Consider the following 15,017-nt stretch of genomic DNA (forward strand, 5'->3'; position numbering starts at 1 on the left):
GCTTTCGCCGGCCCCTTTTTTATGAGCAGTGCATGCCTATGGTTTGAGCTTGACTTGAGATTGTGTGGAAGTACCTATAAGTGGAAATTGGGATAGCAAGGCGCGACTGGAAGGGCGAGTGATGAGGAAGATTTTTGTGGGGTTTGTTCTCTTTTTGACGTCTGTGTCATGCTCATCAGAAGAAACGAGCCTGAAGCCAGGCGATACGTTTAGGGACTGTGACAAATGTCCGGAAATGGTTGTGTTGCCAACAGGGAAGGGCTGGGTCGGTCTTAATCCGAAAGCGCAGAGGAAGCGGGGACTGCCATGGCGGCAAGTCGATTTTAGTAAACGACTGGCGGTTGGCAAATTTGAAGTGCTGGTTGAGGAATATTATGCCTGCGTTGAAGATGGTGCATGTGAACGCCCAAGCATAGGATATGCGGAAGCGCTGCGGAAAAACCCAGCGTATAACATCAGTTGGTATGATGCGCAGGCCTATGTGGCATGGCTGGCTACGAAAACAGGTAGGCCTTACCGGTTGCTATCGAGAAATGAGTGGGAATATGCGGCAAGAGCTGGTTCCGAGACACTCTACTGGTGGGGTGATGAGTTTAAGCCGGGATACGACATTTGCCAGGGCTGTATGAAAACACCTGCTGCAATGGCAAGCGATAAAAGTACCGGGGGGCAGAGATTCACCGTTCATGCTGAGCCGGGCATATATCTAAGCCCGAGACCCCATATGCCTGACGGGCCACCCGCGAACCCTTTTGGTTTGTATTATATGCTCGGAAACGTTGGTGAATGGGTTGAAGACTGCCTTGATTTGGTCACCAGCGATAAATTCTCCAATACCGCCGCTCCAGAGCCGGAGCCAACTGATCGAAGCTGCAAGTACCGCTACTATAAAGGCGGTCACTATCGAAGCACCCCAGCGCACATTATCGCGTCTGGAGGTAGTGGTACGTTCGGGGAATTCAAAGGCGGCCGTCAAGAGGCTGTTGGCACCCGTGTGGCGCTTAATTTCTAAGCGGCATCACGTCGGAGAGTAGTGCGGTACTGGCACAAAAAGCTAGCGCGGTTGGCCGCACTAGCTTGATCTGACGTTTCGTGCGCTTCCTAGAGCTTAACGACGATACCTTCCCGGAAGGAACGGCCTGCGGCTTCCGCGAGGATAAGCGCTTTCTCACCATCTGCGCCGGAGGTCAATGGCACCGCTTTGCCGTCCAGTATGTCAAGGAAGTGCAGGGCCTCGCGCTTATAGGCTTCGGCGTAACGCTCAAGGAAAAAATGCTGGATCTTGTCACCGCGCAGGCCGTCACCACCGTTCACCTGTAGTGTGCTGTCATGCTGGTTGCCAATTTGGGCGAGGCCGTTGCTGCCGTGCACCTCAACGCGCTGGTCATAACCGTACACCGCGCGGCGGCTGTTGGATATCTGGCAGAGTTTGCCCGAGGCTGTGCGCAGGGTTACCACAGCGCTGTCCACATCGCCTGCCTCCGCAATTGCGGGGTCGGTCAGGCAACTGGCATGGGCGGTGACCTCTGTGGGTTCTTCACCCAGCAGCCAGCGCGCCATATCAAGGTCGTGGATCATCATGTCCTTAAAAAGCCCGCCACTTGTTTTGATATAAGACACAGGCGGTGCGCCTGGGTCACGGCTCGTGATCTGGATCATTTCCACATTGCCGACAGAGCCCGCGTCAATGCTGGCCTTCAGGGCCGCGAAATTGGGGTCATACCGCCGGTTAAACCCGAGAAGCAGCGGTACACCTGCATCCTGCGCAACCTTCAGGCACGCGGCGGTGCGCTCAAGGTCGAGGTCCACCGGTTTTTCACAAAAGATGGCTTTGCCCGCCTTGGCGGCCTTCTCGATAAAGTCTGCATGGGTGTTGGTGGCGCTCGCAATAATAACGCCCTTAATGTCCGAATCGGCAAGCGCGGTTTCCATATCGGTGACAGTTGCCCCCGTTTGGGCGGCAAGACGCTCGGCCGCGGCCGCTACTGGGTCAACAACATACTTCAGCTCAAACCCACTCAAGGAAGCGAAGTTTGCTGCGTGTATGCACCCGATCCGGCCAGCGCCGATCAGGCAAATTGCGTGGGTCATATTGGTTTCCTTCCCAAAAAATATACAAAACAGAATTAAAATTCTTGACCTATTGTTAAAATAGAATAAATATTTCTTTTCGTAAATGGTTATTATGTAAATGCGTCGTCCTGCATTCTAGCATGGGCGAAGGTCTACTGGGGAGGGGCTCATGTTTGAGCATATCACGAACCACCGGGAAGGTTTCGGGGTGGGATATACCACCATCACCGATCATACGGATGCATCGGAGCCTACGGGCATCGGCGTTGCTGTCTGGCGTTTCAAGGCGGGCGAAAGCACAAGCGTGCTTTTCGAGAATGAATGCGCATGGCTGTTGATGGACGGCAGCGTCAGCATTGCGATGGACGGTGAGGCCTTCAAATGGTCACGCACGTCACTGTTTGACGAGCATCCGTCCTGTGTGCACGGTGCCAAAGGCGTACAGCTTGAGGTGACAGCGGATACGGACGCAGAGTTCACCATCTACCAGTGTGACAATGAGGCCAAATTCCCGACCGAAGTATACCAGCCCGACGCGGGCGTTGATGAGCCGCGCGGCAAAGGCCAGGTGGGCGGTACATGCCTTCGCTTCGTGCGTACAATTTTTGATGACACCAATTCTTCACCTGATGCGCAGCTTGTGCTGGGTGAGGTGATCACCATGCCGGGTAAATGGTCGTCCTACCCGCCGCACCACCATGCACAGCCTGAGATTTATCATTACCGCTTCACCGATCCTCGCGGTTGGGGGCATGGCGAACTTGAGGATGACGTGCTCAAGATCCGCCCCTATGACAGCGTGCGCATCATGGATAAGAAGACCCACGCACAGGTCGCGGCCCCTGGCTACGGCATGTATTACGCCTGGGTTATCCGGCACCTGCCGGACAGCCGTTACGGTATCCCGCACTTTGTTGAAGAGCATGCATGGACCATGGATGCCGATGCCGAGTTCTGGCAGCCCAAAGGGGTCAAGTTATGAGCAGGCTTAAAAGCCTCGACGTTATCTGTATGGGGCGTGCTGGTGTTGACCTTTATGGTGAACAGATCGGCGGGCTTCTTGAGGATATGGGTAGCTTTGCCAAATATATTGGCGGGTGCCCGGCGAATATTGCTGTGGGTGCGGCCCGCATGGGGCTCAAGAGCGCGCTTCTGAGCCGGGTGGGCAACGAGCATATGGGCCGCTTTATCCGCCAGACGCTGGATGCCGAAGGCGTGGATACAAGCCACCTGCACACAGACCCCGCGCGCCTGACAGCGCTTGTGTTCCTTGGTATTCGGGACCGGGAAACGTTTCCCCTGGTGTTCTACCGCGAAAATTGCGCAGACATGGCGCTGTGCACGGATGACTTTGACGCTGATTTCATCGGCTCCGCCAAGGCGTTGGTGGTGACTGGTACGCATCTCTCAAAACCCGGCGTGCGTGCGGCTAGCTTCAAGGCTGTTGAATACGCTCGTGCGGCGGGCACCAAAGTGGTGTTTGATATCGACTATCGCCCGGTTCTGTGGGGGCTCACCGCGCCGGGGCTTGGTGAAGAACGTTTTGTCGCTGATGACAGCGTGAGCAAAAGTGTGGCGGAGATGCTGCCGCACTGTGACCTGATTGTTGGTACGGAAGAAGAATTTCATATCGCTGGCGGTTCGACCGATACGATCACGGCGCTGAAAGCGATCCGCAGGATTACAGACGCTGTGCTGGTACTCAAGTTGGGGCCTGAAGGCTGCACAGTATTTGAGGATGAAATTCCGGCGGATGAAACCGACTATGACATCCACCCCGGTTTCCCGGTTGAAGTGTTTAATGTTCTTGGCGCGGGTGACGCGTTCATGTCCGGCCTCTTGCGGGGCTATACGAGCGGTATGAATTGGGCAGAGAGCTGCCAGCTTGCCAATGCGTCTGGCGCGCTTGTGGTATCACGCCACGGCTGTGCACCTGCAATCCCAAGTTATGAAGAAGCGCGCTATTTCATCGCCCACGGCAGCCAGCATCATGCGCTCAGGCATGACCGGATGTTGGAGCAGCTTCACTGGTCTACAACGCGGGAGCGTGAGTTTGGTGAGGTTCTCGCCTTCGCGTTTGATCACCGCAAGCAGCTTGAAGATATGGCGCTGGAAGCAGGCCGGGGACTGGAGGCAGTTGATGCGTTCAAGCTCCTGTGTATTGCGGCATTTGAACGAGCGAAAGCAAAATATGCGGGCCGGGGGCTTGGTATCCTGTGTGATGGCCGCCTGGGTCAGACAGCGCTTGACCGTGCAAGCGGGCAGGGCATCTGGATCGGGCGCCCGATTGAATATCCGGGCTCACGCCCGCTGACGTTTGAGGGCGGCGCGAGCCTGATGCAGACGCTGAGGGAATGGCCACAGGAACACTGCGTCAAATGCCTTGTGTTCTATCATCCTGATGATGATGAAGCTTTGCGCACCGCTCAGGAAGAGGCGCTGCTGCGCCTGACGGCAGCCGCGCGTGCCACCCGGCATGAGTTGCTTGTTGAGGTTATCCCACCCGCCACTATGGCCCGCACAGATAATACCGTGCAGGTGGTGATGGAACGGCTGTATGACATCGGCATCTATCCTGACTGGTGGAAACTTCCGACCCCGCTTTCTGAGGCCGAGTGGCAATTGCTTGCCGGGACGGTTGAAAGCAGGGATCCCCACTGCCGTGGGATCGTGCTTTTGGGGCTTGATGCACCGGAGGCGGATGTGATGGCGGCAATTGACGGGGCTGCCCATCACAAGATTTGCAAGGGCTTTGCTGTTGGGCGCACTATCTTTGGAGACGCAGCGCGGGCATGGCTCAAGGGCAGTTTCAGCGATGATGACGCTGTGGCAGAGATGGCCGAGCGTTACGGCCGTCTGATCGAATGCTGGATCGCGGCACGCGAAGACGCGATGGGAAGACAGAAAGCAAGCGCATGACAACAATACGCTTAACTACCGGCCAGGCGCTGGCGCGCTATCTGGCTGCGCAAATGGTGGATGTGGACGGTGATACCTTGCCCATGTTCGCGGGTGTTTTCGCGATCTTCGGCCACGGGAATGTGGCGGGCTTTGGCGAAGCACTGGCGCAAACGCAAGATGTGTTGCCCACCTACCGTGCTCATAACGAACAAGCCATGGCGCACACGGCAATAGCATTCGCAAAAGCAACCCGCCGCAGGCAGATGATGGCCTGCACCACATCTGTGGGCCCGGGTGCCACAAATATGGTAACAGCGGCAGCGCTCGCGCATGTAAACCGATTGCCTGTGTTGTTTTTGCCGGGCGATACGTTCGCGAACCGGCGGCCTGACCCCGTGCTCCAGCAGGTTGAGAACCCCCAAAGTCCCCTTGATGTGGCGAATGATTGTTTCCGCCCGGTGAGCCGGTATTTTGACCGTATCACACGGCCCGAGCAGTTGATCACCAGCCTGCCGCAGGCGATGCGTGTGCTGACGTGCCCGGCTGACTGTGGCCCGGCAACCATCTGCCTGCCGCAAGATGTGCAGGCTGAGGCGTATGATTTCCCCAAAGCCATGTTTGAGCCGCAAGTGCACCGTTTGCGCCGCCAGGGTCCGGATGCGTTTGAGCTGGAACGGGCAGTTAAGCTGCTAGCAAACGCCAAAGCGCCGCTCATTATCGCGGGCGGTGGTGTGCGGTATAGCCATGCTGAGGCAGAGCTGATTTCACTTGCTGAGCATCGCGGTATTCCGGTTGCTGAGACCCAAGCTGGCAAAGGCAGTCTTTCATGGTCGCATGAGCTGAACGTAGGCGGTGTTGGCGTGACAGGCACATCGGCCGCGAATGATTTTGCGCGTGAAGCGGACGTGGTATTGGCCGTTGGTACACGCCTCGCTGATTTCACGACGGGCTCACGCTCCCTGTTTGAAAATGCGGATGCCCGTATCATCAATTTGAATGTGGCACCCTTTGATGCGGTCAAACACCGCAGCGTGCCATTGGTGAGTGATGCCAAGTTGGGCCTTGAAAGCCTGAAGGTAGCGCTGGAGCCATGCGAAGGTTCACGTGCAAAAGCATTAGAGAGACGCGCTCTATGGGCGCAGGTCACCGAGAAGGTGACATCACCAGATACCCGCCCGCTGCCATCTGACGCGCAGATTTTGGGCGCACTTAACCGTGCGGTAGATGCGCGCGACGTTATTGTCGCCGCAGCGGGCGGGTTACCAGGTGAACTGCATAAGCTTTGGCAGGTTAAGGCGCCGGGCACCTATCATTTGGAATATGGTTTCAGCTGCATGGGCTATGAGATTGCCGGTGGCTTGGGTGTGAAAATGGCAACCCCCAGCAGCGACGTTTTTGTGCTGGTGGGGGACGGCTCCTACCTGATGCTGAACTCTGAGATATCAACGTCTGTGTTGATGGGGCAGAAGCTGATCATCATGCTAGTGGATAATGGCGGCTACGGCTGCATCAACCGTTTGCAAGGCGGCACCACCGGTCGGTCGTTCAACAACCTGTTTGAGCACGGGACCCGCATGGACGGCGAACGTCCGCTCATAGACTTTGTGGCGCACGCGCGCTCCATGGGGGCGCTTGCGGAAAAAGTGACCTCATTGGCGGAACTGGCGACAGCTGTGCGCCGCGCCAAAGTAGCAGATAAAACAAGCGTTATTGTGATGAATGCAGACCCAGGCGTCAGCACGGAAGAGGGTGGTCACTGGTGGGATGTGCCGGTGGCTGAAACGTCCGGCCTTGCGGGGGCGGATGACCGGCTCACGGCCTACCAAAGCGCAAAAAGAAAGCAAAAAATAGATGGCTAACACTGTTCAGATCGGCACTAACCCGATTGCATGGTCAAATGATGATATGCGAGAACTTGGGGGTGCTACACCGCTTGACGTGTGCCTGAGTGAGGCCGTGGAGGCGGGATATCAGGGCATCGAACTTGGGCACAAATTCCCGCGTGATGCTGCCGCACTGACCCCGATTTTGAAGAAGCACGGTATCGAGCTGATTTCAGGCTGGTATTCGTCTGAGCTTTTAAGCCGTTCTGTCGACGAAGAGATCATAGCGCTTGAGCCGCATCTCTCACTGCTGACAGCTATGGGTTGCAATGTGGTCGTATGGGCAGAGACAAGTGGCTGTGTGCATGGTGCCAAAGATACGCCATTGTCTGATCGCCCGGTGATGCGTGAGGAAGATTGGCCTGTGTTCACCGCGCGTCTGTCTGAGATCGCGGCACATGTGAAACGGCGCGGCCTTACACTCGCCTACCACCACCATATGGGCACAGTGATCGAGACAGAAGCCGAGGTTGACCGCCTGATGGCTGAAACATCAGCCGATGTTGGTTTGCTTCTGGACACCGGGCATCTGACCTTTGCGGGTGGTGACCCTCTGGCTGTTGCCAAGCGCCACGCGAGCCGTATCGCCCATGTGCACTGCAAGGATGTACGCCTGAGCGTGCTTTCAGCAGTGAAGGGCGCCAACATGAGCTTCCTGAGCGGCGTGGTGGACGGTGTGTTCACCGTACCCGGTGATGGCGACGTTGACTTTGTGCCGGTGCTGAAGGTGGTGGCTGAAGCTGGTTATAGCGGCTGGCTTGTGGTTGAGGCCGAGCAGGACCCCGAAAAAGCCAACCCTCTTGAATATGCCCGGCTTGGTTACGCGTCACTCGCGGCCTATGCCCGCGAGGCAGGCTTCAAGGTCTGAATAGGATAGTTGGGCGCCTTATGGGCGCCCAATATCAAGCCAGCAACGTTCTTCAGCGGATGCAACCCAGGTATCAATCACTTGTTCAATGTCCCGCGCAGTATATAGATCCACCGGTACGTCCGCGCCACCTGCGATAGCCTTCATCAAACGGTTCACCTCAATGATCTTGAGGTCGTTATACCCGAGGCCGTGGCCGGGGGCAGGGCAGAAGGCTTTGAAGTCAGGGCAGTTGCCATCCACCAGTATGGTTTTGAAACCCGCACGACCCTTTGGGGCGCTGGTTTCATAGAGCCGCAGTTCGTTCATACGTTCCTGATCAAACTCAATGCTTGCCTTGGTGCCAACAATCTCGAAAGCGAGGCCCTGTTTTTTGCCCACGGCAACGCGGCTGGTCTCGATCATGCCCATAGTGCCGGATGCGAAGCGCACAATGGCCTGTGCCTGGTCTTCATTCTCCACAGCTTTCATGGTGCCGTTTGCGTCTTTGCGGTGCGGGATAACAACATCCGTATCCCCGCAAAGCGAGGCGATGGGGCCAACAAGATGCATGGCCATGCTGATGATGTGTGAGCCCATGTCACCGAGCGTGCCGGTGCCTGATGCCGCCTTTGAGCAACGCCAGCTGAAAGGTACAGCAGGGTCAGCCATATAGTCTTCATTATGGCGGCCACGGAAATGCACGATCTGGCCAAGTTCGCCCGCGTCGATCATCTCTTTTGCCACGCTGATCATGGGGTTACAGAGGTAATTATACCCCAGCATATGCACAAGCGGCGCCGCGCCTTTGGGGCGCGCCTCATAAGCCCTGATGATCTCGTCCGCCTCTGGCGTGTCGAGCGCGAGCGGTTTTTCGACATATACATGTTTGCCTGCCTCAATCGCCGCGATGGTCATTTCCTTGTGCAGCGCATTCGGGGTGGCAATGGCGATGATGTCGATCGCGTCATCGCTTAGAAGCGTGCGCCAGTCGCCTGTGCTGTGCTGAAAGCCGAGCTCGGTCGCCGCTTTGTCAGCGCGTGTCTGGTCAACCTCAGCCAATGTGTGGCAGACGGGCCTGAGTGGGCCGCCAAAAACCGCATTGTGAGCCTGATAGGCGATTGCATGAGTTTTGCCGATAAAGCCACTGCCAATCAGCCCAATCCTGATGTCCTGCATAGTGATCCTTCCCAAGGTATTCGCTGGCAGATTTTCGGGCGCTTTAAGAATATATATTCCGCATTAGAAATTTGCATTCCTTTTATTGAGGTTCCGGGTATAATTATTTCGCGGAAGGACATTTCAGGCAGGATATAGGGAGTTTGGGGCTTTATGGCGAAGATAGAAACCCGTGCGGATTACAGTTTTGATGAATTTAACGCTGTGCTTGCGGGCCGTTTTGACGGGCTGAGCAAGCAGCTGAAGAAAATCGCGCGATTCATTCTCGATAACCCGGTGGATACAGCGCTTGATACGGCGGCGGAAATTGCGTCGCGCCTCGAGGTGCAGCCTTCAAGCTTGATCCGGTTTGCCCAGGCGCTCGATTTTGAAGGGTTCTCCGAAATCCAGCGCATCTTCCGCAGCAATCTGGTGCAGCAGTTGCCTGGCTATTCCGCCAACTATTCAGACCGGATTGAAAAGCTGAAGGAAGGCACCTCCGAAAACGCGGGCGGCGCACACCCTATTTTGAATGTTTTCCTTGAGGCGAACCGGGATGCGCTCACGAGCCTGCAGAGCGAGGTGTCCGCCCCCCGGCTTGATGAAGCTATTGCCACCATCCGGGCGGCCAACAATATCTATATTCTTGGTCAGCGCCGGTCATACCCTGTGGCCAGCTATCTGTATTACATGATGCGGAACCTTGATATGCGCGCTTTCCTACTGGATGGGGTGGGCGGCAACCTGATTGAGCAGGCTAGACTGATAGGCGAGGGCGATGTGCTTGTTGTGGCAACCTTCCCGAATTATGCGGATGAAGTGATCAGCGTGGCCCAACAGGCGCGCGAGTCCGGCGCCAAGGTTATTGCCATGACGGATAAGCTCGTGAGCCCGATTGTAAAGATCAGCGATAGCTATTTCCTCACCGATAAGGTGACTGTCAGCGGCTTCCGTACCATTACAGGCACCATGTGTCTTGCTCAGGCACTGGCCATCGGGCTGGGGCTGGATAGTGAGCAGATCGCACGTGGCTGATGCCATAGCTGAGGCCATTACAGGCTTTTGTCGCGGTATTTCAGAACTGAAATGTTGACATTGCACCAAAAAAGAATAAATATTCTGAAAATAAGGTCTAATAAAATATATATTCTTTAACGAGCACAAAGCTCTCTGGGGAGGGGGTATTTATGTTGGCTCTGGTGACATTTGTCGGCTTTACCGCACTTGTGGCGGCGATAGCCTACTGGAAAACCAAAGACGATAAAATGACAACATCGGACGCCTACTTCCTGGGTGGCCGGTCGTTAACAGCCTGGGTAATCGCGGGCTCCTTGATGCTGACCAACCTGTCGACCGAACATCTGGTCGGCCTTAACGCAGACGCCTTCAACCATACCATTGCTGTTATGGCCTGGGAGACAACGGCCGCGCTTGCCATGGTCGTCACCGCACTCTATTTCCTGCCGCGCTACCTAAAAAGCGGGCTGACAACCATCCCGGAATATCTGGCTAAGCGGTTTGACGAGCAGACGCGCATCATTGCGTCGCTCCTGTTCCTCTTCTCTTATGTGATTGCCATTTTGCCGGTGGTGTTGCTGTTTGGTGCGGCGGGACTTGAAAGCCTGTTCGATGTATCCGAGACCTTCGGTATCAGCAAGAATGCCGCCACATGGATGATGGTGTGGGGTGTGGGTACGCTTGGCTCGCTTTACGCCATTTTTGGTGGCCTGAAAGCGGTGGCGATTTCTGATACGGTGAACGGTGTGGGCTTCCTGATCGCGGGCCTTTTGGTGCCTGTTCTCGCCCTGATGATGGTGGGTGACGGTGACCTGCTGGCAGGGCTCAGCGAAGTTTATACGGAGGAACGCCCCAAGTTTGATATCACCGGTGATGAGCCGGGGTCTTTCCTGCCATTTGGCGTGTTGTTCACCGGCATGATCGTGAACCAGATCTTTTTTTGGTGTACAAACCAGTCGATCGTGCAGCGGGCGCTGGGTGCCAAAAACCTGGCGGAAGGCCAGAAGGGTGTATTGATTGCGGCGTGCTTCAAGCTGGTTGGGCCTTTCATTATCGTGCTGCCGGGCGTGATTGCCTTTCACATGTTCAAAGACCAGCTCGGCCCGGAAGATTATCTGATGGCCTATCCGATGCTGGTGAAAACCGTGTTGCCCGAAGCACTTGTTGGCTTTTTTGCCGCAGTGATGGTGGGCGCTGTGCTGAGCACCTTCAATAGCGTGCTCAACAGTTCAGCCACGCTGTTCAGCCAAGGCATCTACCGTGGGTTCATCAATCGTGACGCAGACGGTAAAGCGCTGGTGCGCAGCGGTCGATATTGCAGCATTGCGCTTGCGCTTGCCGCCATGGCGTTTGCACCTCTGATTGATACAAGCGGTAGCCTGTTCAACTATCTGCAGAAGATCAACGCGACCTTCTTCGGGCCCATGCTGGCGGTGATTTTGCTGGGCATGACCACACGGTATGTGTCTGCTTATGCGGCGAAGGTGGGCATGATTCTGGGGCCAGTGATCTTTTACCTGCTGGTATTTGCTTTTGGCGACAGCGTACAGACGTTCACGCAGCAGCTTCTGGGCACAACAGATGAAATTCACTTCCTGCACTTCCTGGCGTTGGTGTTTGTTCTCACCAGTGTGCTGATGGTGGTGATCAGCAAGATCAGCCCGCCAAAAGCGCAGTATGTGGAAGTTTATACCAAGGATGTGGATATCACGCCGTGGCCGCATGCCAGAAAAGCCGGGGCTGCGATATCTGTTGTCACAATTCTCTTTTATGTGCTGTTGGCACAATAAACCTGAGTGGGAGATGGTTATGTTTAAGTTTAAACCTTTGATGGCGGTAGCGACAGCGGCCCTTTTGGCGGGGTCTGCCTGCGCGCAAAACGACACTGCAACAGACCAGGGTGCAGATGGTGAAAAAACTATCTCCTTCCTCGCGTTTGGTGATAGTGGCTATCACTATGGCTACCAGAAGAAAAGCCTGTGGGAAGAACCTTTCCGCACGCTGGATGAGTTTGAAGCTGACTACCGTAAAGACTGGGCTGAAGACCAGAAAACACCGTCTGAGTTTCATATGCCATCGCTATATTTTCACCCGGAAATGGGCGGTTATATCATGCGCAGCGGCCAGCAACCGGTAGCTGACGCCATGCTGGCCTACTGCAAAGTGAAGGCCTGCGAGTTTGGCATGATGCTGGGTGATAATATCTATCCGGATGGCGCCACCATGGGCACCGACGGTATCAGTGACGAGAAGCGCTTTGAGGATATTTTCACCATTCCATACAAAGGTTTGGGCGCTGAATATCCTGATTTTCGCATCTACACAGCACTTGGAAACCATGACTGGCATACCTCCCGCGAGGGGGCGATGGCGCAGGTCGACTATATGGAAAAGTCTGACCAGTTTTATATGGACGGTATTTTCTATAGTGTGAAGCCGCCGTCAGCCGGTGGTGACGTTGAAATTTTTGTCATCGATACGGAGGTGATGCTCTCAGGGCTCGGATATCCTGAAGCCATGCTGAACCCGGACGGCAGTGAGAAAAAGGACACAGGCCCGGATGATGTCGACGAGTGGGCAAAACCCGCGAACGACGCCGAGCGTAATATGGCTGCGTGGCTTGAAAATGAGCTTAAAAACTCGACCGCCAAATGGAAATTTGTGATCGGTCACCATCCGCTTTGGTCAACGGGTGGTTCCAAGTTCGAGCAGGGGCGTGCGCTCAGGAAGGTGCTTCTGCCCATGCTGTGTGACTATGCGGATGCCTATTTTGCAGGCCATGAACATTCGCTTGAGGTGCATACGGATACCTGCGAGACAACGCCTAATGGCCGGACGGAAACCCCGTTATTGCACGTGCTTTCAGGAGCTGCTGCAAAAGAGCGGTCGACCCACAGCAAGTTTGCTGCATTTCAGGCCAAGGCATACCCACAACAAACGGCACATTTTATCCGGGGTATGATCTGGGGTTTCTCTCACATTGAACTGAAGGGTGACGAAGGTATGCTGCGTATGATCTCAACACCGACAGACAGTTCGGGCACACCGTATGTGGAGTTTGAGATGCCGTTCAAGCATCGCTCTAACTAGCGCGTGCCTGCAGATGGAACGATGAAAAGCCGGGCAGTAGTGTCCGGCTTTTCTGTTTTGACACGTTCATAACCGCGCTTGGGTTGTATTTATCGGGCTGCTTGTATCTTTAGGAAAGGGCTAAATTTCAGGCTTAAGGGCCAATTGTCACGAACTGTGAGTGGCGTGGACCAAAAAAAGCGCGAGCATTTGCAAATTATTTTGCTAGCATACGAATGAGTTGATCTTGGTGGGGGCATCGGGTCGGATGGGGTCGGTTTCAGATTGGACGTATTTGTCTGCTATAAAGGTGCGGTAAGCGGTTATGGCTGTTATGAAACTGACGCGAGCGTTAGTGTTGCTCGTTCTTGTTGTTCTTTCTTGGCCCGCATATGCAGGGACGACGCTGACTGTTGAGACCCCCCCGACGGAGACAGACCTCACCCCATATCTTGAAGTTTATGAAGACCCCTATAGTCGGTTTGGCGCAGAAGACCTGCGGCACGAAAGCTTTAACGCGCAGTTTGAAGATCTGCAGCGCGAAACCGCGAATTATGGGTTCTCGAATTCCGATTGGTGGGTACGGTTTTCCGTCAGGAATAGTGGTGCAAGGCACCGGACCCTTGCGTTCAAGCTGGACTATCCACTGCTTGATCATGTTGACGTGTGGGTTTTGTCTGGGGACCGTATTGTCAGGAGCTGGGAAACCGGCAACCGGCAACCGTTCAGCACCCGCGCCATCGAGCACCGGGATTTTCTTTTCCCGCTTTCGTTAGCGAGCGAGGAAAAACAGACGGTTTACATACGGGTGCGCACAAAAGGACCGGTTAATATCGGCCTCACTCTCTTTGATGCCCCAACATTGCTAGCCGCTACACAAGTTGAGTATCTGGTGTTTGGTGCCTATTTTGGCGGCTTCCTTTTATTGGCGTTGTGTATATCGCTTCTCTATCTGATGGACCGGCAGGTCGCGTTTCTCTATTACCTGACCTATATCCTCAGCTACAGCAGCTACATGCTGGCTTTTAATGGCCTAGCGTTCCAGTATTTGTGGCCGGAAGCGCCGGAGTTTGGGCAGATCAGCCGCCCGGTTTTGTTAACACTCTCCATTATCTTCCTGCTTCAGTTCTGCCGCTCTCTTCTTGGTATTCAAAGGCTCTCACCTTTGCTCAATCGCGGTGTCACTGCGCTGCAATGCGTGTTGGTGGGGGTTCTCATCGCCGTGCCTGTTGTTGGCTACGGTGTGCTTGTGGAACCGCTCGCGGTCTTCCTGTTGCTGGCGCTGGGGCTTGTGTTCGCGATGGGGGTTGTCGCCCATCTCAAGGGGGAAGCCGCGGCAAGATATTACCTTTGGGCATGGTCGGTATTCCTTGGTGGGGTGTTTATTTATCTGCTGAAAGTGTTTGGGGCTCTGCCGCACAATTTTGTTACGCATTATGGTTTTCAGATTGGCTCGTTTTTCGAGTTTGTTTTCCTCTCGGTTGCCCTCGGTGTAAGGGTCAGGGAGCTCAGGATACAGTCGAATGTGGATGGGCTGACGGGCCTGGCGAACCGTCGCCATTTCGACCGGGAATTGACAAGCGAGTTTAGGCAGAGTGATAGGCCAGAGGCAGAATTGTCGCTTCTGGTTATGGATGTGGACCACTTTAAAGACTTCAACGACAAGCATGGCCACGCGGTGGGCGACAAGGTGCTCAAGGAACTGGCTGTGGTGCTCAAAAAGCAAATCCGCCGCCCGGGCACGGCGTTTCGTTATGGTGGTGAGGAGTTTGCCGTTTTGCTGCCTCGCACCGCGCTGGATGAGGCCCGTGTGCTGGCGGAACGATTGCGCGAGCGGATCAGCAAGGACGTGCCTTTCGAGGATGTCACCGTCAGTATCGGGGTTGTTAGCTGCAAGGATGGAAGTTTTGATAGTTCTGCCGAGTTTTTCAACGCGGGCGACAAGGCTTTGTATCTGGCCAAAAACACCGGACGTGACCGGGTGGCGATATACCGTACGGGGATGAAGAGTATCGTTGACCCGCGGCATGCCGGGGCGACGGCTGTAAGCGAGGGGAACGGATAGGATA

Annotated in this window: 11 protein-coding genes; 9 read left to right on the forward strand and 2 right to left on the reverse strand. The window is 55.1% G+C overall.

Annotated features, from left to right (window positions below):
- The first annotated feature begins 121 nt into the window (after window positions 1-121).
- Window positions 122-1,012, forward strand: a complete 891-nt coding sequence (locus tag ACOOGA_RS16165) for a formylglycine-generating enzyme family protein (protein WP_420430691.1) — start codon at window positions 122-124, stop codon at window positions 1,010-1,012.
- Between the two features lie 89 nt (window positions 1,013-1,101).
- Here ACOOGA_RS16165 and iolG read toward each other — a convergent pair whose 3' ends face one another.
- Window positions 1,102-2,091 (reverse strand): inositol 2-dehydrogenase, encoded by a 990-nt coding sequence (gene iolG / locus ACOOGA_RS16170; protein ID WP_420429004.1) that lies wholly within the window; start codon window positions 2,089-2,091, stop codon window positions 1,102-1,104.
- Window positions 2,092-2,242: 151 nt separating this feature from the next.
- Here iolG and ACOOGA_RS16175 point away from each other — a divergent pair, with 151 nt between their 5' ends.
- Genes ACOOGA_RS16175 through iolE form a run of 4 tightly spaced genes read left to right on the forward strand, consistent with a single transcriptional unit; the run spans window position 2,243 to window position 7,725 of the window.
- A complete protein-coding gene (locus tag ACOOGA_RS16175; RefSeq protein WP_420429006.1) occupies window positions 2,243-3,055 on the forward strand; it encodes a 5-deoxy-glucuronate isomerase in 813 nt (270 codons plus the stop codon).
- A complete protein-coding gene (locus ACOOGA_RS16180) occupies window positions 3,052-4,992 on the forward strand; it encodes a bifunctional 5-dehydro-2-deoxygluconokinase/5-dehydro-2-deoxyphosphogluconate aldolase (protein ID WP_420429008.1) in 1,941 nt (646 codons plus the stop codon). The genes ACOOGA_RS16175 and ACOOGA_RS16180 overlap by 4 nt, the downstream gene beginning before the upstream one ends.
- Window positions 4,989-6,833 carry a 3D-(3,5/4)-trihydroxycyclohexane-1,2-dione acylhydrolase (decyclizing) gene (gene iolD, locus ACOOGA_RS16185; protein ID WP_420429010.1) on the forward strand — a complete coding sequence of 615 codons (1,845 nt, stop codon included), beginning with the start codon at window positions 4,989-4,991 and terminating at the stop codon, window positions 6,831-6,833. Before ACOOGA_RS16180 ends, iolD begins: the two co-directional genes overlap by 4 nt.
- Window positions 6,826-7,725 (forward strand): myo-inosose-2 dehydratase, encoded by a 900-nt coding sequence (iolE, locus tag ACOOGA_RS16190; protein WP_420429012.1) that lies wholly within the window; start codon window positions 6,826-6,828, stop codon window positions 7,723-7,725. Before iolD ends, iolE begins: the two co-directional genes overlap by 8 nt.
- Window positions 7,726-7,743: 18 nt before the next feature.
- Here iolE and ACOOGA_RS16195 read toward each other — a convergent pair whose 3' ends face one another.
- Entirely contained in the window at window positions 7,744-8,883 is a 1,140-nt protein-coding gene (locus ACOOGA_RS16195) for a Gfo/Idh/MocA family protein (protein ID WP_420429014.1), read from the reverse strand.
- Between the two features lie 153 nt (window positions 8,884-9,036).
- Here ACOOGA_RS16195 and ACOOGA_RS16200 point away from each other — a divergent pair, with 153 nt between their 5' ends.
- The 4 genes from ACOOGA_RS16200 to ACOOGA_RS16215 all read left to right on the forward strand — a co-directional run bounded on the left by ACOOGA_RS16200 (window position 9,037) and on the right by ACOOGA_RS16215 (window position 15,013).
- On the forward strand, window positions 9,037-9,897 hold the full coding sequence (locus ACOOGA_RS16200) for a MurR/RpiR family transcriptional regulator (protein ID WP_420429016.1): 861 nt from the start codon (window positions 9,037-9,039) through the stop codon (window positions 9,895-9,897).
- Between the two features lie 152 nt (window positions 9,898-10,049).
- Window positions 10,050-11,669, forward strand: coding sequence for a solute:sodium symporter family transporter (locus ACOOGA_RS16205; protein ID WP_420429018.1), 1,620 nt, complete (start codon window positions 10,050-10,052; stop codon window positions 11,667-11,669).
- A gap of 19 nt (window positions 11,670-11,688) precedes the next feature.
- Complete coding sequence (locus tag ACOOGA_RS16210; protein ID WP_420429020.1) at window positions 11,689-12,969, forward strand: metallophosphoesterase; 1,281 nt, start codon at window positions 11,689-11,691, stop codon at window positions 12,967-12,969.
- Window positions 12,970-13,282: 313 nt separating this feature from the next.
- Window positions 13,283-15,013, forward strand: coding sequence for a diguanylate cyclase (locus ACOOGA_RS16215; RefSeq protein WP_420429022.1), 1,731 nt, complete (start codon window positions 13,283-13,285; stop codon window positions 15,011-15,013).
- Window positions 15,014-15,017 lie beyond the last annotated feature (4 nt).

This window comes from Kordiimonas sp. (assembly GCF_965216265.1).
GTDB lineage: Bacteria > Pseudomonadota > Alphaproteobacteria > Sphingomonadales > Kordiimonadaceae > Kordiimonas.